The organism is Nocardia thailandica NBRC 100428, assembly GCF_000308795.1.
GTDB lineage: Bacteria > Actinomycetota > Actinomycetes > Mycobacteriales > Mycobacteriaceae > Nocardia > Nocardia thailandica.
Window position 1 is genome coordinate 1 of the sequence record NZ_BAGK01000128.1, and the last position, 22,200, is coordinate 22,200.

The 22,200-nt window shown below is 72.3% G+C and carries 16 protein-coding genes; 11 read left to right on the top strand and 5 right to left on the bottom strand.

The window, feature by feature from the left end; all coding sequences use genetic code 11:
* From ON36_RS14345 to ON36_RS14365, 5 genes are all read left to right on the top strand, one after another.
* Positions 1-441: alpha/beta hydrolase fold domain-containing protein (locus ON36_RS14345; protein WP_043652685.1), on the top strand; the 441-nt coding region annotated here is incomplete at its 5' end.
* 22 nt (positions 442-463) lie between these two features.
* Positions 464-1,183 carry an alpha/beta fold hydrolase gene (locus tag ON36_RS14350; protein ID WP_043652688.1) on the top strand — a complete coding sequence of 240 codons (720 nt, stop codon included), beginning with the start codon at positions 464-466 and terminating at the stop codon, positions 1,181-1,183.
* A gap of 129 nt (positions 1,184-1,312) precedes the next feature.
* Positions 1,313-2,200 carry a dioxygenase family protein gene (locus ON36_RS14355; protein WP_043652691.1) on the top strand — a complete coding sequence of 296 codons (888 nt, stop codon included), beginning with the start codon at positions 1,313-1,315 and terminating at the stop codon, positions 2,198-2,200.
* A gap of 103 nt (positions 2,201-2,303) precedes the next feature.
* A complete protein-coding gene (locus tag ON36_RS14360) occupies positions 2,304-4,028 on the top strand; it encodes a GMC family oxidoreductase (RefSeq protein WP_052313983.1) in 1,725 nt (574 codons plus the stop codon).
* A 159-nt stretch (positions 4,029-4,187) separates the two neighbouring features.
* The gene (locus ON36_RS14365) at positions 4,188-5,117 is read left to right on the top strand and encodes a uracil-DNA glycosylase (protein WP_245558079.1); all 930 of its coding nucleotides are present in this window, start codon (positions 4,188-4,190) and stop codon (positions 5,115-5,117) included.
* 19 nt (positions 5,118-5,136) lie between these two features.
* On the opposite strand, the gene ON36_RS14370 is transcribed toward ON36_RS14365, so the two are convergent.
* The 3 genes from ON36_RS14370 to ON36_RS14380 are packed head-to-tail and all read right to left on the bottom strand — an operon-like array spanning position 5,137 to position 13,665.
* On the bottom strand, positions 5,137-5,835 hold the full coding sequence (locus tag ON36_RS14370) for a DUF3108 domain-containing protein (RefSeq protein WP_043652697.1): 699 nt from the start codon (positions 5,833-5,835) through the stop codon (positions 5,137-5,139).
* A gap of 14 nt (positions 5,836-5,849) precedes the next feature.
* Positions 5,850-7,253, bottom strand: coding sequence for a condensation domain-containing protein (locus ON36_RS14375; RefSeq protein WP_043652758.1), 1,404 nt, complete (start codon positions 7,251-7,253; stop codon positions 5,850-5,852).
* 13 nt (positions 7,254-7,266) lie between these two features.
* Positions 7,267-13,665 carry a type I polyketide synthase gene (locus ON36_RS14380; RefSeq protein ID WP_043652701.1) on the bottom strand — a complete coding sequence of 2,133 codons (6,399 nt, stop codon included), beginning with the start codon at positions 13,663-13,665 and terminating at the stop codon, positions 7,267-7,269.
* A 256-nt stretch (positions 13,666-13,921) separates the two neighbouring features.
* Here ON36_RS14380 and ON36_RS14385 point away from each other — a divergent pair, with 256 nt between their 5' ends.
* From ON36_RS14385 to ON36_RS14405, 5 genes are all read left to right on the top strand, one after another.
* Positions 13,922-16,177, top strand: a complete 2,256-nt coding sequence (locus ON36_RS14385; RefSeq protein ID WP_083885141.1) for an MMPL family transporter — start codon at positions 13,922-13,924, stop codon at positions 16,175-16,177.
* Between the two features lie 168 nt (positions 16,178-16,345).
* Positions 16,346-16,927, top strand: a complete 582-nt coding sequence (locus ON36_RS14390; protein WP_043652703.1) for a TerD family protein — start codon at positions 16,346-16,348, stop codon at positions 16,925-16,927.
* Positions 16,928-17,028: 101 nt separating this feature from the next.
* On the top strand, positions 17,029-18,573 hold the full coding sequence (locus ON36_RS14395) for an acyl-CoA carboxylase subunit beta (RefSeq protein ID WP_043652706.1): 1,545 nt from the start codon (positions 17,029-17,031) through the stop codon (positions 18,571-18,573).
* Between the two features lie 324 nt (positions 18,574-18,897).
* On the top strand, positions 18,898-20,139 hold the full coding sequence (locus tag ON36_RS14400) for an oxygenase MpaB family protein (RefSeq protein WP_043652708.1): 1,242 nt from the start codon (positions 18,898-18,900) through the stop codon (positions 20,137-20,139).
* 27 nt (positions 20,140-20,166) lie between these two features.
* Positions 20,167-20,460, top strand: coding sequence for a hypothetical protein (locus ON36_RS14405; RefSeq protein WP_043652711.1), 294 nt, complete (start codon positions 20,167-20,169; stop codon positions 20,458-20,460).
* A 62-nt stretch (positions 20,461-20,522) separates the two neighbouring features.
* On the opposite strand, the gene ON36_RS14410 is transcribed toward ON36_RS14405, so the two are convergent.
* Positions 20,523-20,993 carry a nuclear transport factor 2 family protein gene (locus tag ON36_RS14410; RefSeq protein WP_043652714.1) on the bottom strand — a complete coding sequence of 157 codons (471 nt, stop codon included), beginning with the start codon at positions 20,991-20,993 and terminating at the stop codon, positions 20,523-20,525.
* Positions 20,994-21,106: 113 nt separating this feature from the next.
* Between ON36_RS14410 and ON36_RS14415 the strand changes: the two genes are divergently transcribed.
* A complete protein-coding gene (locus ON36_RS14415; protein WP_052313985.1) occupies positions 21,107-21,571 on the top strand; it encodes a MarR family winged helix-turn-helix transcriptional regulator in 465 nt (154 codons plus the stop codon).
* On the opposite strand, the gene ON36_RS14420 is transcribed toward ON36_RS14415, so the two are convergent.
* A complete protein-coding gene (locus tag ON36_RS14420; RefSeq protein WP_306306910.1) occupies positions 21,519-22,157 on the bottom strand; it encodes a TetR/AcrR family transcriptional regulator in 639 nt (212 codons plus the stop codon). The genes ON36_RS14415 and ON36_RS14420 overlap by 53 nt on opposite strands.
* Positions 22,158-22,200: the final 43 nt, after the last annotated feature.

The following is a 22,200-nucleotide window of genomic DNA, read 5'->3' on the forward strand; positions in this document are numbered from 1 at the left end:
AAGGAGCGCGGCGACGTGTCCTTCCTCGCGCAGGTGCTGTTCTACCCGGTGACCGACGCGAACTTCGACACCGGCTCCTACGAACGGTTCGCCGAGGGCTACTTCCTCAGCCGCGAGGGCATGCGCTGGTTCTGGGACCAGTACACCACCAGCGAGCGGGACCGCGCCGAGATCACCGCCTCCCCGCTGCGGGCGAGCACCGAGCAGCTGGCCGGCCTGCCGCCCGCGCTGGTCATCACCGCCGAGGCCGACGTGCTGCGCGACGAGGGCGAGGCGTACGCGGCCAAGCTGCGCGCGGCCGGGGTGCCGGTCACCGCCGTGCGCTACGGCGGCATCGTCCACGACTTCGTGATGGTCAACGCGCTGCACGACACCCACGCCGCCCGCGCCGCCGTCGCCCAGGCGGTGGCCACCCTGCGCACCGCACTGCACCCGGCCTGAATCGTTTCGAGGAGTACCTTCCGTGAGTACCGAAAACACCACGCCCACCGTCGTTCTCGTCCACGGCGCATTCGCCGACTCGTCCAGCTGGCACGGCGTCGCCCGGCGGCTGCGCGAGGCCGGGGCGACGGTGATCGCCGCCGCGAACCCGCTGCGCGGCCTCGCCGCCGACGCCGCCTACGTCGCGGCGGTGCTCGACGCGATCGACGGCCCGGTCGTCCTGGTCGGGCATTCCTACGGCGGCAGCGTCGTCACGGTGGCGGCCGCGGGCCGCGAGGACGTCCGCGCGCTGGTCTACATCGCGGCGTTCCTGCCCGATCGCGGCGAGAGCGCGCTCGAGCTGACCGACCGGTACCCCGGCTCGACGCTGGGACCGGCCACCACGCCGCGGTCCTACCCGCTGCCCGGCGGGGGCACCGGCACCGAGCTGACCATCCGGCCGGAGCGCTTCGCGGCGCAGTTCGCCGGCGACGTCGAGGTCGAGACCGCCGAGCTCATGGGCGTCACCCAGCGCCCGGTCGCCCTGGCCGCGCTCCAGGAGGGTGCCGACGCGGTGGCGTGGCGCGACACCCCGTCCTACGCGCTGCTCACGACGCGCGACAACAACATCCCGATCGAGGCGCAGCGGTTCATGGCCGCGCGTGCGGGCGCGGTCACCGTGGAAACCGAGGCCTCCCACGCGGTCTCGGTGTCGCGGCCGGACGTGGTCGCCGATCTCGTGCTGCGCGCCGTGCGCGCCTGAGCGACGGTGCGGGGCGGCCCGCCCGCCGCCCCGCGATCCGCTCACAGCAACCTCCCAGCGCGTTGCCGGCCATGCGCCCAGCATCCGCTCCTAGGGTCGTCGCCGAGACCACCGACACGAGGAGCACTGATGCACGAGCACGACCGGGGACTCCAGCACGACCTGCGCACCCTGTCCCGCAGGCGGGCACTGTCGATGTTCGGGCTCGCCGGCGCCGCGGTGGTGGCGGCCGGGTGCGCGAACGCCGCCGACGACACCAGCGCCACCGCGAGCAGCGGCACGGGGACCCCCACCGCCGCGACTCCCGCGGCGGCCCCGCAGGAGACCCAGGGCCCCTACCCCGCCGACGGCTCCAACGGGCCCAACATCCTCGTCGAGTCCGGCGTCGTGCGCTCCGACCTCACCACCAGCTTCGGCGCGTATTCCGGGAGCGCGCAGGGTGTTCCGCTGACGTTGACGATGACGATGCGCGACCTGGTGCGGGGCGCGGCCGGCACCGGCATGGCCGTCTACGTGTGGCACTGCGACCGCGAGGGCCGGTACTCGCTCTACAGCGAGGGCGTCACCGAGCAGAACTACCTGCGCGGCGTCCAGGTCGCCGGGGACGACGGGACCGTCCGCTTCACCTCGATCTTCCCCGCCTGCTACGACGGCCGCTGGCCGCACATCCACTTCGAGGTCTACGACGACCTGGCCACGGCGGTGGCGGGGAACAACGCCCGGTTGACCTCCCAGATCGCCCTGCCCCGGGACGTCTGCGAGCAGGTCTACGCCGCCGACTCCGGCTACGCGGCGAGCGTCCCCAACCTGGCGCGGGTCAGCCTGTCCTCCGACATGGTCTTCGGCGACGGCTGGGACGCCGAACTGGCCACGGTCGCCGGCACACCGGCGGGCGGGCTGTCGGCGTCGATCACCATCGGCGTGGCGGCGGCGTCGGAGAACACGCAGGCGCCCGGCGCGCCCGGCGGGATGCCGCCCGGTGGCGGGATGCCGCCGAGCGGCCGCGCGCCGCGCTGACCCCGCACGCGCCGTCGTCATCGGGCACAACCGGGGACCGGCCCGGCGGTGACTCGTCCCGACGTGCTGGGTCCACCCGCGCCGAACTCCTAATGTCGGCACCGTGTCACCGCAGACCACAGCTCCCGCGCCCCGTCATTTCGACGTGCTCGTCGTCGGTTCCGGCTTCGGCGGCAGCGTCACCGCGCTGCGCCTGGTGGAGAAGGGGTACACGGTCGGGGTGCTCGAGGCGGGCCGCCGTTACGCCGACGCCGACTTCGCGGCGACCAGCTGGGATCTGCGCCGGTACCTGTGGGCGCCGCGCGTGGGCTGCTTCGGGATCCAGCGCATCCACCGGCTGCGCGACTGCTTCATCCTGGCGGGCGCCGGGGTGGGCGGCGGATCGCTGAACTACGCCAACACCCTCTACCGGCCGGGCCCGGCGTTCTTCGGCGACCGGCAGTGGGCCGGGATCACCGACTGGGCCGCGGAATTGGGGCCGCACTACGAACGGGCGAGCCGCATGCTCGGCGTGGTCCGCACGCCGCGCCCCACCCCGGCCGACGCGATCATGCGCGAGGTCGCCGAGGAGATGGGCGTGGGCGACACCTTCGTCCCGACGCCGGTCGGGGTGTACTTCGGGGCACCCGGGCAGACGGTGCCCGACCCGTATTTCGGCGGAGCGGGCCCGGAGCGCACGGGCTGCATCGAATGCGGCGAGTGCATGACCGGGTGCAGGCACGGCGCGAAGAACACGCTGGTGAAGAACTATCTCGGCCTGGCCGAGGCGGCCGGGGCGCAGGTCGTGCCGATGACGACCGTCACCGCCGTACGGCCTCGGCCGGGCGGCGGCTGGCAGGTCGACACCGAACGCACCGGCGCGTGGATCCGTAAGGGCCGCACCGCGTTCACCGCCGACCGCGTCGTCCTGGCCGCGGGCACCTGGGGCACGCAGAATCTGCTGTTCCGGATGCGCGACCGGGCGATCCTGCCCGATCTCTCGCCGCGGCTGGGCGTGCTGACCCGGACCAATTCCGAGGCCATTCTCGGCGCGGGCCGCACCACCCTCGATCCGGCCACCGACCTCACCACGGGGGTGGCCATCACCTCGTCGTTCCACCCGACCCCGGACACCCATGTCGAACCGGTCCGCTACGGCAAGGGTTCCAACACCATGGGCCTGCTGCAGACCTATCTGGTCGACGGCGGGAAGCGCACGCCACGCTGGGCGCGGGTACTGGCGATCGCCGCGCGGCATCCGGCCCGGACCGCGCGCCTGCTGCGGACCCGGCAGTGGAGCGAGCGCACCCTGATCCTGCTGGTCATGCAGAGCCTCGACAACTCGATCACCACCTTCACCCGCCGTGGCCTGTTCGGCCGCCGGTTCACCAGCAAGCAGGGGTACGGCGAACCGAATCCGTCCTGGATCCCGGCCGGGCACGAGGTGACCCGGCGGGTCGCCGGGAAGCTCGGCGCGACCGCGGGCAGCACCTGGCCCGACATCTTCGGGGTGCCGGTGACCGCCCACTTCATCGGCGGCTGCGTCATCGCCGCCGATCCCTCCGGCGGGGTGATTGATCCGTATCACCGGGTGCACGGCTATCCCACGCTGAGCATCGTGGACGGCGCGGCCATCTCGGCCAATCTCGGCGTGAACCCGTCGCTGACCATCGCGGCCCAGGCCGAACGCGCCGCCGCGCTGTGGCCGAACAAGGGCGGGACCGATCCGCGCCCGCCGATGGGCGCGCCCTACCGCCGGATCGATCCGGTGCCCGCCCAGGCGCCGGTCGTGCCCGCGCACGCGCCCGTCGCGCTCGGGCTGCCGGTCGCCCGGCACGACTCGGCGTGACCGCGTCGCCGCGCCCGATCCGGGCCCGGGATCCGATCCCGCACACGGTCGCGGCCGAAACCTGCGACGATGTCCATCACACCGACCGGTACCTTCCCGGCCGGTCGATCGTGTAGCGGAGTCGGGACTCCCCGAGGACCAGGTAAGGCAGGTCGTGGCGTGGGTATCAGGAAGCAGGCCACGCGTGTCGGCGCGGCGGCGCGGACGCGGGTGGCGAACTGGGCGGCGCGCGCACGCGCGGGCCTCGGCGCGGGACGGCGGCCGGAGGGCGAGCGACTCCGGGATCAGCCCGGCGCATGCCCGGGGCACCCGGCCACCGCCGCGACGGTGGCGGAGACGACGGTGACCGACCCGGCCGCCCCCGCGCCGGTGGCCGACACCGAGCCCACGCAGGCGCCGCAGGCCGCCGACCCCGGAATCGCCGGCGTGCCCGCGGATCCGGAGCCGGGCGGGCTCGTCGCCGGCCGCATGCGGGAACCCGAGTACCGCCTGCGCCAGAGCGCCCTGGTCTACGCCGACCACGTCGCCCCGATCAACCGCCTCGTCGACGACCTGCGCGCCGAACACGGCGAGTGGATGCCCTATGTCGCCCCCACCTACGGCGGGGTCCGCGCGCGCGTCCTCGCCGTGTTCCGCGACCCGGGGCCGGGCAGCAGGCAGGACACCGGCAGCGGCTTCGTGTCCCTCGAGAACGACGACCAGGCCGCGGAACGGCATCTCGACTTCGTCTCCGCCTCGGGTGTCACCCCCGCCGACCTCATGGTGTGGAACACCTATCCCTGGACCATCGGCCGCAACCCGACGGTGGCCGAGATCGACCGCGGGCTCGACCCGCTGAACCGCCTGATCGGGCTGCTGCCCGACCTCGAGGTGATCATCGTCCACGGTGTCGCCACGCAGAACGCCTGGAAGCGCTTCGAGCGCGAATATCCGCAGACCGCCGCGCGTTTCACGGTGACGAAGACCTATCACACCGGCAAGCAGGCCCTGTGGACCCCCGACGCCGACGAACGCGACCGGCGCCTGGCCCACATCGCCGACGCCTACGACCGCGCGGCGCAGGCGATCGGCGTGGTGCGGGCAGGCTGAGACGAACCGCCGGCCGGGTCTAGGTCACCAGTTCCAGCACCGCCCGCGGCGCGGACAGCGAGACCTCCGTCGGGAAGCTCATGCGCACCAGCCGGTGCGGCTGAGCCGCGTCGAAGTGGGCGAGGAACGGCGGCAGCAGGCCCCCGACGATCTTGTCGACCAGCGAGTTCACCTGGGCGAAGCTGGGACGGATCCGGACCTGCCAGCACGGCAGCTCGCCCGCGGGCACGGTGACGGTCGTCCGCTTCTCCACCTTCGCCACCAGCGGCCAGGACACCGAGAACGCCAGCCACGCGTCGAGATCGCGGCCGGCGCCCTCGGTGAAGTCCAGGCCGCGCAGCAGGGTCAGCCCGCCCGCGACGGGCATGATGTGCACCGGGAACGGCGCGAGACCCGCGCCGAACTGCAGGTGCACCGTGTCGGCGAAGTCGACCTCCTCGCGGGAGACCACCTTGCGGCCGGAGCGGGTCTCGGCCCGGTAGTGCTCGGCCAGGATGTGCCCGTCGCGGCGGTCGAACCGCTGCTCGATCATCATGGTCAGTTCCGGGCCACGCGGGCCGGTTCCGCCGACGCGCACGTCGAGCGCGGTGCGGTAGCCGCCGCGCTCGCAGGCCACGATGTGGGTGAGTTCGGCGACGGGACCGCCGTCGCCGACGCGCACGGTGTAGACCGACTTCTCCCCGTCGGGGATGCCGGGGTCGCGGAAGGCGTGGTGCACGAATCCTCCTGTGGTCAGCCGGGATCGGCGGGCAGCCCGGCGACGGCGCGCATCGCCGCGCGCACGCTGCAGACGTAGCGGCGCACCGAGTCGTCGGCGATGTCGGTGCCGGGATAGATGGCGCTCATGGAGGTGCCCGCGGGTAGGCGGTTGATCCAGAACAGCGCCTCCTCCGACGCCGCCCGGTTGGCGTAGACGCCGGCGGTGACCAGGTCGAAGAACTCGTGTCCCGCGAAGTCGCGGGCGTCGACGAAGGAGATCATCGGCGTGACCCACCCCGGTTCGACCTGTATCTCCGAGTCCGGGGGCAGCAGTTCCAGTACCCGGTGGAACGACGTGGGCGCCAGCAGGAGCCCGGTCTCGTAGGCGCGCTGGGCCAGCGGCAGGATCCGTTCGGCCGTGGCGCGCGCGCCGATCGGGAAGGCCACCGGGACCAGCGTGACGTACCAGCCCACCGACGCGTTCTGCGCGGCCGAGGCGCGGGTGCTGATCGGGGTCATGCCGAAGTAGTAGTCGGCGCCGGTGAGTTCGCGCTCGGCCAGCGCCGCTGCGGCGAACACCCCGCCGACGAAGTCCGCGCCCGCGGCCCGGCACGCCCGCTCGAACGCCTCGCCCTCGGCCGCGTCGAGCAGCGGCACGGTCAGGTGCGCGCTGCGGTCGTAGCCGTCGGCCCGCCTGCCCAGGTCGAGCGGGAAGGTGGGCAGGGCGTTGTCGTTGCCCGCCAGCAGCGCCAGCCAGCGCTTGACCCCCGGCGAGGCCAGCGTGAGCTGGTCGCTGTGCGCCCGTTCGGCCGCGCAATAGTCGAGATAGCTGGCCGCGGGCGGCAGCGGGGGCGCGTCCTCCCACATCTCGGCCGCGTAGAGCTGCACGAAGTCCGAGGCCGACAGGTACTGGCCGAGCCCGTCGCTGTGCAGGTGGTCGACGGCGAGGTAGACCGTCGTCGACTCGCCGTGCTCGATCGCCCCGAAGGTGAAGCAGTCCCACTGGAACGGGCCGGGCGTGGTCTTCTCGACGTGCCTGCACACGGCCTCGGGGTCGTCGATCCAGCCGTAGTCCACCGGGACGAACTCGACGTCCTCGGCGGGCACGAGATGGCGGCGCAGCTCGGGTCCGTCGAAGTCGAACCAGGTGCGGAAGGTGTCGTGGCGCAGCAGGAACGCGTTGACGATCCGCGTCATCACCGCGCGGTCGATGTTCCCGGCGGGGATCTGCGCGGTGACCAGCAGCAGGCCGGAGAACCGGAAGTCGGCGCCGCTGTGGCGCGCCGCCAGGCGCAGGTACTGCTCCTGCTGCAGGGACGCGGGCACGGGATGCACGGGGGCCCGGGCCGCGCACGCCAGCGAAGCGGGCGAGGCGGTCCAGGTGACCAGCCGGCCCGGGGCGGGCCGCCAGTCGTCGATCAGTCCGAAGTCGACCATGCGCTCGCCCCGGTCACCGGGTGGACCCGGCGAGCTGCCGCTCGTCGAGTGGTTCGGGCCGGGGGGCCGCGGGCGCGGGGGCCGGGACCGCCTGCGCGGCACCGGGTTCGGAGGCGAGGATGAGTTCGGCGACCTTCGGCCCCGCCTGTTCGAGGCTGAAGGAGCGGCCCATCTGCAGCGACATCAGGTCGATGCCGAGGGTCTTGGTGACCCGGGCGCCGAGTTCGACGGCCATGAGCGAGTCGAGCCCGAGTTCGGGGACCGGCACGGTCATGTCGATCGATTCGACCGGCACGCTCATCACGACCGCCAGTTCCTCGGCCATCTTCCTGGCGATGTAGGGCCCCCGTTTGGCGTCGTCCATGGCGGCCAGCTCGCCGCGCAGCCGGGCCAGTTCGGAGGTGTCCTTGGCCGAGGCCTGCGCCAGGGCCGAGGTGCGGCCGGTGCGGGTCAGCTGCGGGAAGGTGCCGGTGAGTTTGGCCCAGTCGGTGGGGATGATCGCGGCGCGGGTCGCGCCCAGGCGCAGGGTCTGTTCCAGGTAGGCGGTGGCGTCGGCCATGTCGATGGGGCCGAAACCCACCAGATCCAGGTACTTCTCGGCGGTCTCGTCGGCCGCCATGCCGCCGGTGACGCCCGAGAGGTGCCCCCAGCCCACGCACAGCGCGCGTTCGCCCGCCCTGGCCCAGCGCTCGGCCAGCTGCTCGACCGCGACATTGGCCGCGCAGTAGCTGAACTGACCGTAGATGCCGTACATCGAGCCGCCCGAGGAGCACAGCACGAACATGTCCAGGGTGATCCCCGCCTCGGCGACGGCGGCGTGCACGACCTGCGCGCCGTGCACCTTCGGCCGGTACACCTTGTCGAGCTGGCCGAGGCCGAGCTGGCTGATCCGGTTGTCGGCCACCGCGCCCGCGGCATGGAACACCCCGCGCAGCGGATGCTCCGGCCGGTGCGCCCGGCCGACGACCGCGGCGACGGCCCGGGGATCGGTGACGTCGGCGAGTTCCTCGACGACCTCCACCCCCATCGTGCGCCAGGCCTCGAGCTGACGGCGCGCGGTCTCGGTGGTGGCGCCGCCGCGCCCGAGCAGCACCAGCCTGCGCGCGCCGCGCAACGTCAGCCAGCGGCCGATGGCCAGGCCGAACCCGCCGAACCCGCCGGTGATCAGGTAGCTCGCCGCCGGGTCGATCTCGACCTCGGGCAGCAGGGGCCGCACGGCAGGCGCGGGGGCGTCCATCCGCAGCGCGATGCGCGCGGGCCGCGACGAGCGCAGGGTCTCCTCGAACGCCTTGGCCACGTCGTCGGTGTCGTACATCTGGTACGGCAGAGGCGTGTACGCGCCGGTGGTGACCTTGTCGAACACCCGCTCGAGCAGCGCGGCCAGGCGCTGGGGGTCGACGGCGACCAGGCGGTCGAGGTCCATCGAGTAGTAGGCCAGGTTCTTGTCGAAGTTGGCCAGTTCCAGCAGGCCGCCGGTGTAGATGTCGGCCTTGCCGACCTCGACGATGCGCCCGAATTCGGCGGCGGCGTGGAAGTTCTGGCGCAGGATCTCCCCCGGCGCGCTGCTGACGATCACGTCGGCGCCCTTGCCGCCGGTCAGGGCGAGCACGTCGTCGACGAAGTCGAGCGACCGGGAGTTCACCGCGTGGTCGGCGCCCATGGCCAGCACGTGCGCGCGCCGTTCCTCGGTGCTGGCGGTGCCGATGATGCGGGCGCCGCGGGCCTTGGCGACCTGGATGGCGGCGGTGCCGACGCCGCCCGCCGCGCCGTGCACGAGGACGGTCTCGCCCGCCTCCAGGCGCGCGAGGTCGAGCAGCGCGTATTCGGCGGTGCCGAAGGCGATGGTGCTGGTGCAGTGGCCGGGGTCGGTGTCGGGCGGGACGACCACCACGAGCTGCCTGCTGACCACCGCGAACCGGCGCATCATGCCCTTGGAGGCCACCGCGACCAGGTCGCCGACCGCCACGTCGGTGATGTCGGGTCCGACCCGCACCACGGTGCCGACGCCCTCCATGCCGGGCACGGTGCCGAAATAGGTGGGGGCGAGCTCGCGTTCGCCGAGCAGGCCGATGACCTTGAGCGGGTCCTTGTAGTTCAACCCGATGACGTGCATCCGGATCTCGACCTCGCCCGGGCCGGGCGCCGGGCGCGGGCACCGGCGCCAGGCCAGCTGGGACAGCAGCCGGTTGCGTGGCATCTCCAGCGCGAAGTTGGCGTCGGGGTCGGTCAGCGGGGTGGCGGTGTCGAGCTCCTCGAGCCGCTCGGGCAGCGGCTTGGTGATCACCGGCGCCCAGCGCTTGCCGTCGCGCAGCAGGATCTCGTCGCAATTGTCGCCGGTGAACGCGCCGGGGACGGCGAGTTCGGCGACGACGGCCGAGACCGGGGTGGCGGTCTCGACGTCGATCAGCCGCCAGCGCAGCGGGGTCTGCTCGTTGAGCAGCACCCGCCGGGCGCCGGCCAGGGCCGAGCGGGCCGGGTCCGGCGGGACCGGGCTGCCGGGCAGGCTGAAGGCGTGTTCGGTGATCAGCGTGCAGTGCACGCGGCCGTCGCCGAAGACCGACTGCGGGGCGCCGCCCTCGACCGGGGGGTTGGCGTACTCGTCCACCGCGACCGCGATCCGCTTGAGCGTCCACAGCGCGGCCAGGTCGTCGGGGATGTCGCCGGCGACCACACAGACGTGCAGCCGCCCGGCGCCGTCGTCGACCGCGCGCAACCGATCGGCCAGTCCCGCTTCCAGATCCGCGTCGCCGGGCAGCGCGGTGAACAGCTGCGCGCCGGGCACGGCGTCGGCCAGTGCGAGCGCGAGGGTGCCCTCGCCGAGGGCGACGAGCAGGGTCGTCGCAGGCTCGGCGGCGAGGGTGGCCGGGTCGACGGGGTCGCGTTCCTCCATGGTGTCGGCGTAGTAGAAGTCGGCCATGCGGTGCAGGGGGTCGTCGCCGGGCTTGAGCGCGCCGATCTGCAGGCCGGCGAGCCGGGCGACGAGCCGGTGCTCGGGGTCGAGCAGGTCGACGTCGGCGCGCAGCCGGGCGCCGGGGTCGCGGCGGGCGACGACGGTGATCGTCTCGGGCAGCTCGCCGAGCAGCCGCACCGCGTTGACGCCCACGGGCACCATGACGCCCTCGTTGATGCGTTCGTCGGCGAAGAGCATGGCCGCGCACTGCATGGCCGCGTCGACCACGGCCGGATGGGCCAGGTGGCCCGAGTCCGCCGCGATGGCGCCGTCGACGGTGGCCACGACGACGTCGCGGCCCACCCGCACCGAGGTCACCCGCCGGAAGGCGGGCCCGTACTGCAGACCGGCGGCGGCGAGCCCGGCGTAGAACATCTCGGGGTCGATGTCGACGCCCCGGTCGATCTCGGGAACCTCGACGACCCGCTGTTCGTGGCCGCCGGTCAGGGTGCGGCCCGAGGCGTGCAGGGTCCAGGCGGTGCCGGTGGCGCTGCGCGAGCGCAGCAGGAACCGGCCGCTGGCCTCCTCGACCTGCAACGCGACCAGCGGCACGTCGGGCGCGCCCATGATGAGCGGCGCGACGAACCGGACCTGTTCGAGGGCGACCTGTTTCGATCCGGTCCGGGCGGCGGTCGCGCTCAGCGCGGCGTCGAGATAGGCGGCGCCGGGCATGATCTTGATGCCGTTGACGACGTGATCGGACAGCCACGGCAGCAGTTCGGTGCCGACCTGGAGCAGCCATTGCGACCGGCCCTCGAGGTCCGGGTCACCGAGCATCGGGTAGGCGCCCGGCGTGCCGAGCCGGGCCTGTTCGAACAGCGGCAGCGGCGCGTGCAGGCGGGTCCGCTGCCAGGGGTAGCGCGGCAGCGGCAGGTGCGGGGTCGCCGGGCGGGAGGGTGGGAACAGCAGGTCGCGGTCGAGCACCCCGGCGGCGTGCAGTCCGATCACGGTGTGGCGCAGGCTGTCGTGATCGGACCGGCCGCGGTCGAGGGTGGGCACCGTGGTGCCGTTGACGTCGGTGTCGATGAGGGCTTCGCGGATGTTGCCCGACAGCACCGGGTGCGGGCCGATCTCGAGGAAGACCCGGCTGCCCGCGCCGATCAGGCGGGTCACCGCGTCGTGGAAGCGCACGGGCCTGCGCACGTTGGACCACCAGTAGCCCGCGTCCCAGTCGCCGGCGGTGACCTGGTCGCCGGTGACCGTCGAATACAGCGGCACGCTGGGCTGCCGCGGCGCCAGATCGGCCAGGGCACGGCGCAGTTCGTCTTCGATGGGGTCCATGAGCCGGCTGTGATAGGGCACCTCCACCCGCAGCATGCGCGCGAAGACGCCCTCGGCGGTGAGCCGCTCGGCGATCTCGTCGAGCTGGTCGACGGCGCCCGCGAGGGTGACCGCGGTCGGGCTGTTGACCGCGGCGATGTCGACCCGCGGGTCGACATCGCCGAGGAGTGCCACGGCCTTGTCGCGGGTGAGGCCGACGGCGAGCATGCCGCCGGAGCCCGCGGTGGTGGCCTGGAGTCGGGAGCGGTGGTAGGCCACCCGCACGGCCTCGGGCAGGGTGAGCACGCCGCTGACGTAGGCGGCGGTGACCTCGCCGACGCTGTGCCCGACCACGGCCGCGGGGGTGATGCCCAGCGCGGCGAGTTCGCGCACGAGCCCGACCTGGACCAGGAAGTTCGCCGGTTGCGCCACGTCCGTGCGGGTGACCCGGGACTCGGCCTCGGGCCGACGCAGTTCCTCGACGATCGACCAGCCCGCCACCGCGCGGAACTCGGCGTCGATCAGGGCGGCGGTGTCGGCGAAGACGCCGCCCGCGTCCAGCAGGTCACGGCCCATCCGCCAGTGCTGGGGGCCCATGCCGGAGAACACGAACACCGGCTCGGCGGCGGCCGAGACGACGGTGCGGGCGGCGTCGCGGCCCTCGCCGTCGGCGTAGGCGCGCAGGTCGCGGACCAGGTCGTCGGTGGACCCGCCGACGAGCACGCCGGTGCGGAAGGGGTGGTGGGCCATGCGGGTCCAGGCGGCCTCGGCCAGCCGGTCCGGGTCGGCGCCCCCGGCGATCAGGTCGGCGAAGCGCCCGGCCAGGTCCCGGACGGCGCGGGTGCTGCGGCCCGACACCGGCAGGATGCCCAGGTGTTCGGGCGCGGGCGGCTCCGCCGCCGCGCCCACGGGGCGGTACTCCTGCAGGATGGCGTGGGCGTTGGTGCCGCCGTAGCCGAACCCGTTGACGGCCACCGCCATCGGGGCGGCACCCGCCGGGAGCGGCTGCGCCTCGACCTGCAGGTGCAGGCCCAGCTCGGCGAACGGGATGTCGGGATTGGGGGTGTCGAGCCAGCCCTGCGGCGGCAGGGTGCGGTGCCGGATGGCCAGGGCGGCCTTGATGACGCTGGCGACACCCGCGGCGGCCTCGGTGTGCCCGATGGTCGCCTTCACCGATCCCATGCCGACCGTGCCCGCGCGTCCGGAACGCGCGCCGAAGACGCGGCCGAGTGCCCGCGCCTCCACCGGGTCGCCGACCAGGGTGCCGGTGCCGTGCGCCTCGACGTAGGTGATCTCGTCGGGGGCGAGCCCGGAGCGGGCGCAGACCTCGCGCGCCAGCGCCTCCTGGGAGTCCACGTTCGGCACGGTGATGGCGGTGGTGCGGCCGTCCTGGTTCGACCCCGTCGCCTTGACCACCGCGTAGATCCGGTCCCCGTCGCGCACCGCGTCGTCGAGGCGCTTGAGCGCCACCATGCCCGCGCCCTCGCCGCGCCCGTAGCCGTCGGCGGTGGCGTCGAAGGACTTGCAGCGGCCGTCGGTGGCCAGGAAGCCGCCCTTGCACATGAGCACGAAGGTCTCCGGCTGCAGCATGACGTTCACCCCGCCCGCCAGCGCCACCCGGCAGTCGCCGTTGTCGAGGGCCTGGCAGGCCAGGTGGAAGGCCACCAGCGACGACGAGCACGCGGTGTCGACGGTGATCGCGGGACCGACCAGGTTGAGCGCGTAGGCGATCCGGTTCGACAGCATCGTGTAGGAGGCGCTGGCGGGGGTGTGCATGTCGGTGTGGAACAGCGCGGGCCCGACGACGCCGATGACCGACTGGTCGACCACGAAGCCACCGACGTAGACCCCCACCGATCCCCCGGCCGCCGCGCCGGCGATGCCCGCGTCGTCGAGGGCCTCCCAGGTGACCTCGAGCAGGAGCCGCTGCTGGGGGTCGAGCACGGTGGCCTCGCGCGGGGAGATCCCGAAGAAGTCGGGGTCGAAGGCCCACGGGTCGCCGGTCATGAAGGCGCCGCGCTTGGTGTAGCTACGTCCCGGCGTCCGGGGTTCGGGGTCGTAGTAGCGGCGGTAGTCCCACCGGTCCGCGGGGATCTCGACGACGCCGTCCCGTTTGTCGACGACGAAGTCCCAGAACGACTCCGGCGAATCGATCCCACCGGCGAACCGGCAGCCGATTCCGACAATGGCAATATCCGACACGAATTTCCTCCGGGCTCGGGCTCTCGGTTTCTTTGGCACCTGGCCGACACCGTCAACGTAGGAGCCCCGAATTCAGCGGGAACGGGTTTATCGAAGCTCTGGAGCCTCCGACGTAATTCAGGGCCCTCCCGTTGTGACGGCGCCCAGACCGCCCGGAAGAGGCCGCACCACAACGGAGATCGGGCATCGTTGTGAAGCGCCGGAATTCCGCGGCGGTACCGCCGTCGCGGCGGCACGCGGCAATATCGTGCGAGCGGTGTTCCCCGATTCGAGGCGGTGGGCCGCCGTCGTGGTGCGCCGCCGCTACACGGTCATCCTGGTGGTCGTCGCCGGGCTGCTCGCCCTCGGCGGCTACGGCCTCGGCCTCGGCCCCCACCTGGACTCCGGCGGCTGGGACGATCCCGGTTCGGAGTCGGTGCGCGCCGCCCAGATCCGCGAACGGGTGTTCGGGCGCGATCACAGCGCCGACGTGCTGCTGCTGTTCCGGGCGCCCGCCGGGTCGACGGTCGACGATCCGGCCTTCGCGGCCACCGTGGTCGCGGCCCTGGACGACCTGCCGCGCCGGTTCCCCGACCGGATCGGCCGGATCAACGGCGCGTACTGGCCGACCGCGACCGGGCAGGCGCTGCCGGACATCTTCGGCACCCCCGACCGCACGAGGGCCTTCGCCTCCGTCGCCATCCGCGGCGCCGACACCACCACCCAGTTGCGCAACTACCGCGCGGTGGCCGGGGAGTTCGGCGTGCCCGGCGTCGAGGTCGAGGTGGCGGGCGCGCAACCGGTCGGCGCGGCGCTGACCGACACGATGGCCCACGACCAGCGGCGCATGGAACTCGTCGCCGTGCCGCTGGTGGCGGTGCTGCTGTACGTCTTCTTCGGCGGGGTGGTCGCCGCCGCGCTCCCGCTGATCGTCGGCGGGCTCACCGTCGGCGCGGCGTGGGGCGTGCTGCGCCTGCTCACCGGGGTCACCGACATCAACTCCTTCACCTCGCCGGTGGTGTCGATGATCGGGCTCGGCCTGGCGATCGACTACGGGCTGTTCGTGCTGAGCCGCTTCCGCGACGAACTGGCCGACGGCCACGAGGTGGACGAGGCGGTGCGCCGGGCGATGGTCACGGCGGGCCGGACCGTGGCGTCCTCCGCCCTCGTCGTGGCGGTGGCCGCGGGCGGGATCCTCGTCTTCCCGCAGGGCTTCCTTCGTTCGTTCGCCTACGGCGCGATCATCACCGTCTGCCTGGCGGCGCTGACCTCGATCACCCTGCTGCCGGCGCTGCTGGCCGTCGTCGGCAGGCGGGTGGACTGGCTGGGCATCGCCTGGTTCCGCGGCGGCGCGCCCCGCCCGGACAACGCGTGGGGTCGCGTCGCCGGATTCGCGCTGCGCCGGCCGCTGGCGGTGACCGCGGTGGTGTGCCTCGCCCTGCTGGCGCTGGCACTACCGTTGCGCGTCATCGTGTTCGGCTCGGTGAACGAGCGCTTCCTGCCCCCGGATCACCCGACCCGCCTCGCCCAGCAGCACTTCGACGAGGTCTTCCCGCTGCGCCGCATCGATCCGATCGATCTGGTGCTGGTCACCATGGACACCCGCGCGGCCGCCGCGGTGGTCACCACCGCCGGCGCCGTGCCGGGGCTGGCCGCGCCGTTCCCGGAGCCGCTGCGCTGGCCCGACCGGCCCGACGTCCTGACCACCCAGACCGTCCTCGCGCCCGGCGCCGACCGGGCCGCGACCATCGATCGGCTCCGGGCGCTGCCGACGCCGCCCGGGACGACGCTGCTGGTCGGCGGACAGCCCGCGGTCGAGAAGGACAGCATCGACGCGCTGCTGCGACGGCTGCCGCTGATGATCGGGCTGGTCTTCCTGAGCACGACCGCCCTGCTCGCGCTGAGCTTCCGTTCGGTGGTGCTGCCGCTGAAGGCAGCGGTGCTGAACCTGCTCGGTCTCGGCGCGACCCTGGGCGTGCTGACCTGGATCTTCGTGCAGGGCAACGGTTCCGGCGCGCTCGGCTTCACACCGCAGCCGATCATGTCGCTCGTCCTCGTGGTGATCGTCGCGGTCGTCTACGGGCTGTCCACCGACTACGAGGTGTTCCTGCTCTCCCGCATCGTCGAGGAGCGGGACGCGGGCGCCGACACCCCGGCCGCCATCCGCGCCGGGGTCGCCGCCACGGGCCGGATCATCACCGCGGCCGCGCTCATCCTGCTGGTCGTCACCGGCGCGTTCGCGTTCTCGGATCTGCTGATGATGCAGTACATCGCCTTCGGAATGGTGACCGCGCTGCTGATCGACGCGACCGTGATCCGCCTGCTGCTGGTGCCCGCGGTGATGCGAATACTGGGCGACTTCTGCTGGTGGTCACCGATACCGTGGCGGCGCACCGAACCCACCGACCGGGACGACACGGAATTCGCCGTCGCGGTCACCCCCGACTCCTCGGAATCCTCGGACTCATCCCGGGAAAAGCCCCGGAAACCGGTCCGGCGAGAAGGAATACGGCACGTCCGCGTTTCCCGGTGACGCGGCGGGTCGATGCCGTGTCCGCCGGCGACCGGCTCGTCGGCAAATCGCGGGCACACGCGTCGACGACGACCCGATCACCACCGGTCGGACGGCCCCGGCCCCCGGTCCACCGGCGAGCGCCCGTGCACCCCTGCACAATCCGGACAAATCAGTACGCTGGGGAGCGTGATCACGCTCAAGAAGGAAGACGGCGCAGCAGATCTCGCCGGTATCACCAAGCTCAGTGTCGGCGTCAGCTGGGATCCCTCGGCGGGCGCCAGCGGCGGACTGCTCGGCCTGGCGCGGCGCAAGCGCGGCGTCGACCTCGATCTCATCGCCGTGCTGCTGCAGGGCGGCGACCCCGTCCGCTTCGCCGGGCTGGACTCCCTCGACCCGCTCGGCAACGGCGCGGTGCTGCACTCCGGCGACGAACAGACCGGCGCGGCCTCCGGGGACGACGAGACCGTCCACGTGACGTTCGCGAACGTGCCGCCCGCCATCGACTCGATCGTCTTCGTCGCCGCCGCGTTCAAGAAGGGATCCAGCTTCGAGAAGGCCAACAACGTCTCGTTCAAGATCTACGACGCCACCGGCGCCGACACCCAGCAGGTCGCCGACGTGTGGCCCTCGCTGCTCGGTACCGAGAACGCCAACGCCATCGCCCGCGCCTTCCGCAACGGCGCCGTCTGGCAGCTCGAGGTCCTCGACCGCAAGGGCAAGATCAAGCAGGGCGATCGGCAGGCGCTGCTCCGCTTCGCGATCGCCTGACCGGCCCCGGACGGAACCGCCGGGACGGCCTCCCCGGTACTGTGGCCAGAGCCCGCCGGACGCGGCGCGGGCGAACCGATACGACAATCTGGATGTAATTGATGAGTGCTACTGCCGAAAAGCTTGCCGACCTGCGCGAGAAGCTGGAGCTCGCGCAGGAACCGGCCGGAGAGGCGGGAGCCGCCAAACGTGCCCGCAAGGGCATCCCGTCCGCCCGGGATCGCATCAACATGCTGATGGATCCGGGCACGTTCGTCGAGATCGGCGCGCTGGTGCGCAACCCGACCGACAAGAACGCCCTCTACGGCGACGGCGTGGTCACCGGGCACGGCCTGGTCGACGGCCGCCCGGTCGCGGTGTTCTCCCACGATCAGACGGTCTACGGCGGCACCATCGGCGAGATGTTCGGCCGCAAGGTCGCCAAGATCATGGAGCTGGCCGGGAAGATGGGCTGCCCGCTGATCGGCATCAACGACTCCGGCGGCGCCCGCGTGCAGGAGGCCGTGTCCTCGCTGCGCTGGTACGGCGAGCTGGCCACCATGATGGAGCCGCTCTCCGGCGCGGTGCCGATGGTCTCGCTCATCCTCGGCAACTGCGCGGCGGGCGCGGTCTACCAGCCGATCTGCACCGACGTCGTGGTCGCGACCGAGAGCGCGCACATGTTCGTCACCGGCCCGAAGATCATCGAGGACGCCATCGGCGAGAAGGTCGACATGGAGGAGCTGGGCGGCGTCTACAACCAGGCCGCCTACGGCAACATCCACCACGTCGCCAAGGACGAGGAGGCGGCCTTCGCCTGGGTCCGCGCCTACCTGAGCTACCTGCCGTCGAGCTCGACCGAGCTGCCGCCGGTGGTGAACCCGGGTCTCGAGCCGGAGATCACCGAATCGGACCTCACGCTGAACAAGCTGGTCCCGGACTCCGACAACATGGTCTACGACATGCACGACGTGCTGCTGCGGATCTTCGACGACGGCGAGTTCCACGAGATCGGCGCCGCGGCGACCGAGAACATCATCACCGGTTTCGCCCGGGTCGACGGGCGCCCGGTCGGCGTGGTCGCCAACCAGCCGACGGTGCTCGCGGGCGCGCTCGACGCCAAGGCCAGTGACAAGGCCTCGCACTTCATCCACATCTGCAACGCCTTCGAGATCCCGCTGGTCCTGGTCGTGGACACCCCGGGCTTCCTGCCCGGCGTCGAGCAGGAGAAGGCGGGCGTCATCAAGCGCGGCGGCCGGTTCCTGTTCGCCTACGTGGAGGCCACGGTGCCGAAGGTGACCGTGGTGATCCGCAAGGCCTACGGCGGCGGCTGGGCGGTCATGGGCGCCAAGGCCCTCGGCTGCGACGCCTACCTGGCCTGGCCGACCGCGCGCATCGCGGTCATGGGCGCCGAGAGCGCCGTCGGCCTGACCCAGCGCAAGATCCTCGACGCCACCCCGGAGGACCAGCGCGCCACGGTCCGCCAGCAGATGATCGATTTCTACAACGCGACGATCGCCACCCCGTGGATCGCCGCCGAGCGCGGCTACATCGACCGGGTGATCGAGCCGGCGCAGACCCGCCTCGAGATCCGTCGCGCGCTGCACCTGCTGCGCGACAAGCAGGTCATCCGCTACCCGCGCAAGCACCACCTGCTCCCGCTGTGACCGCGGTGCGGGCGACGAGACCGCCCGCACCGACCACCTACGCGACACCGATCGGCCCCCGGAGATCCTCCGGGGGCCGATTGCCGTGTCCGGCACCGGTTCCCGGGCGGACGAGTCGCGGCGCCCGTTGCCGGACACCCGACACTAAGTTACTTTTCATTTACCTACAAGACGGTTCATCGCCGCCCGGTAACCACCATCCAAAACGCGAACACCGAACTGGAACGCGTGCTAAGTTACTCCTCATTCTGGCAAGTGATGGACGGGCGATGCAGCAGCTCCCCGTCCGGCCGGATGGCTTGGTACTCAACGAGGAGTGGCGTCATGGACGCAATCAACAGGCGCAATGCCCTGAAGGTCGGCGGCATCCTGGGCGCGGCGGGCGCGCTGGCCGTCGCCTCGCCCGCCCGCGCGGAACCGTGGACGTGGTCGCCGGAGGGATCCGTCGCCGGAGCGGGCGCGGGCGCCGACCCGATGACCCTGTGGGACCCCGAGGCGGACGCGGTGGTCCCCGGCCTGATCGACCGGGGCGACGTTCCGCACGTGAACGAATTACTACGAACCTGGAAGACCAACGGGCAGCCGCTGCCCGCCGGACTGCCCGCCGATCTGCGCGATTTCATGGAGTACGCGCGCAGGCTGCCGCAGTGGACCGACCCCGGCAAGCTCGACGCGGCGATCCGGTTCAACAAGAAGCGGGGCCTCTACCTCGGCGTCCTCTACGGGTTCGCCAGCGGCATGATGAGCACCGTCATCCCCAAGGAGGCCAAGGCGGTCTACTACTCCAAGGGCGGGCACGACCTCAAGGACCGCATCACCAAGACCGCCAAGCTCGGCTACGACATCGGCTCCAACAACGCCTACGCCGCCGACGGGGAGATGATCGTCACCTGCGTCAAGACCCGGCTCGTGCACGCGGCCGTGCGGCACCTGCTGCCGCAGTCGCCGCACTGGGTCGGCTCCGCGGAGGAGGACATCCCGATCAGCCAGAACGACATCATGGTCACCTGGCACAGCCTGGCCACCACGGTCATGAAGTATCTGCTGTCCTGGAACGTGCCGATCCCGGTCGACGAGTCGGACGGCTTCCTGCACTCCTGGCAGGTGGCTGCCCACCTGCTCGGCGTCCGCGACGAGTACATCCCCAACTCCTGGGCCGAGTCCAACGCCCAGGCCGCGCAGGTCCTCGATCCGATCCTGGCGGTCACGCCGGAGGGCACCAAGCTCGCCGACCGGCTGCTCGGCCTCGGCGCCAACATCGACTTCGCCATCCTGAGCAAGCCGGTGCTCGGCGCGTTCACCCGCTTCCTGCTCGGCGACCGGATCGCCGACGGGCTGGCCATCCCGCGCGAACCGGTGTGGGACCCGCTGCTGCGCTTCAGCTGGGGCCCGTTCATCGCCGTCCGCGAGGGTCTGCTCAGCGCGGTCCCGCCCATCGGCGACCCGTACTGGCTGCTCGACGAGTTCCTGCGCAAGGCCGCGCTGATCTACCTGGCCGAGCTGCGCATGCCGATCAGCATCGAGATCCCGACCATGAACCGCGACATGAGCCAGCCGCACCGCTGACCACCCCCGGAAGAGAAGGCAGTCCCCATGCGAAACTCCCTCGGTCTGGCCGCGACCACCCTGGCGGCCACCGCACTGGTCGCCGCCGCCCCCGGCGCGGCCGCCCAGCCCGGCGCCGCACCCGTCGCCGACACCGGCTCCTCGGCCGTGGACTCGGCGACCCGCGCGGCGGGTTCCCTGGTCGAACTGGTCCAGCGCGGTGACGTCATCGGCGTGATCGTCCTGCTGGGCATCACCCCGATCCAGATGGTCACCGGCGGCATCTGCGACCTGGTCACCGGCGCCGGATCCTCGAACCCCTGTAGCCCCACGCGCTACTGACGCCGACGACGACGGCCATGGGCGGGCGCGGATCACGCACCCGCCCATGGCCGTTCCCGCGTTCAGGCCGGACTCCGGCCCACCGCGACGCGTCCCGCGACCGGGCGCACGTCGCGGTGGGCGATCAGCCACCGCCCCTCGTACTGCTCGAACCGGTCCCGGACCAGCCCGATCACCGTCCAGTCCGCGGGCCGGTCCGCCGCGGTGGTGAACCAGTGCCACACCGTGGCGTAGGCGGTCAGCAGCGGCCCCTGGTCGGTCCAGTCGATCGTGGCCTGACCGACGACGTGGGCGACCGGCGCCCGCAGCTCCCGGGGGACCCGGCTCATGTAGGTGGCGAACTCCTCGCCGCCGTGGAAACGCACGACCGGGCCGGGCATGATCCGGTACTCGATCAGCGCGTCCGGGGTGAAGACCTCGGCGAAGCGTTCGCTCTCGCGGGTGTCGGCGATCCGGAAGAACTCGTGGAACGTGCGGAAGATGGCCCGCTCGGCCGCGATGGTCTCCAGCAGTTCCGTGTGCGCACAGGTCATCCCGATCCCCTTCCCGGGCAGGGCCTCCGGCGCGGGTACCCTGCGTCATGTCAGTCGGACGAGTTAGTCGGCATCCCGAGTATCTCGCCTGCACGAGATAATAGGAGGAAACCGTGGCCACCGCATCCGCTGACCGCGCCGCCACGATCCGCGCGATCGAGGCGGCGGCCCGGCGCTACGCCGCCGCGTCCGCGCGCACCGATCAGCTCGCCGCCGACGCCGCGCCGCTCACCCTGAGCACCTGCGAGTACAACTTTCTGAACCTGCTGCGGCTGCACGGCCCGCTCTCCCCCGGCGAGCTGGGCAGGCTGACCGGCTTGACCTCGGGCACGACCACCGGGGTCGTCGACCGGCTCGAGAACGCCGGATACGTGGTGCGCGAACGCAGTACCACCGACCGGCGCAAGGTGCGCGTCTCCCTCGACGAGGCGCGCCTGGCCGCGGCCGAGGACGCCCGCGCGCGCAGGCTCGCGCCCGTGCTCGCGGGCCGGAGCGAGGCCGACCTCGCGGTGATCGCCGATTTCCTCACGGCCCTGGCGGACGCGGAGTCCGCGGCGACCGGCCGTCCCGGAAGATGAGCTGGGTCCGCAGGTGCCGGATCAGGCCGATCAGGCGGTCGCGGGTGGCGTGGTCCGGATCGGTGATCCGCAGCTGGAGCAGTTCCCGGCCCGCGGCGTGGATGATGCGGGCGGTGTACTCCGGATCGGGCTGATCCGGGAACGCCGCCTCCAGCTCCGCGCGCAGGAACTCCAGTACCCGCCCCTGGGACGCGGCGAGGTGACGGTACAGCTCCGGCGGCGCCCCCTCCGGCGGGAAGAGGAACAGCCGCCAGGTACCGGGGTGGGCGTCGACGGCCTCGAGCGCGCCGGCGAAGGCGCGGATGAACGGGTCGGTCTCCCCCGCGTCCACCGGATGCGTGACCGCCTCGACGTACTGGGCCACCGCCCGGGCGGCCTCGCGCTCGACCAGGGCGACGAACAGGCCGGCCAGGTCGCCGAACTGCTGGTAGAGCACCGGCCGGGTGACCCCGGATTCGTCGGCGATCCGGTTCGGCGTCGCCGCGTGGAATCCCTCGGCGGCGACGATGGACCGGGTCACGTCGAGGATCTGTTCGCGTCGGTCCTCGCCCGTCATCCGCCTGCGCACACCCGGAGTCTCCCGCACCCTTGACAGCATAACTTACACCCTGTCAGTCTCTAACTGACAA